Source organism: Pseudonocardia sp. SID8383 (assembly GCF_009864975.1).
Taxonomy (GTDB): Bacteria; Actinomycetota; Actinomycetes; order Mycobacteriales; family Pseudonocardiaceae; genus Pseudonocardia; species Pseudonocardia alni.
The window spans coordinates 1-213 of sequence record NZ_WWFY01000584.1; the positions used below are offsets into that span (position 1 = coordinate 1).

Below are 213 nucleotides of genomic sequence, written 5' to 3' on the forward strand. Positions count from 1 at the left end.
CGGGTCGGTGCCCGGCAGCAGCACGACCACCGCGCCGTCCCGTTCCCCGACCAGTCCGGAACGGCCGCCGAGAGCGGCCGCCTCCCGGGCCAGCGCCCGTCGCCGGGCGGGGTGGCAGCGGCAGACCAGCAGCACGTGCGGCCGCCGGGGCGACACCCCGAGCGCGGCGAGCCGGGTCAGCGTCGTCGGTCGCGGGGCCCCGGACGCGGCGAG

General features: G+C 81.7%; 1 protein-coding gene. It reads right to left on the reverse strand.

Features of this window, described 5'->3' with window-relative positions:
* Positions 1 to 213: hypothetical protein (locus GTW08_RS13965; protein WP_202417152.1), on the reverse strand; the 213-nt coding region annotated here is incomplete at both ends.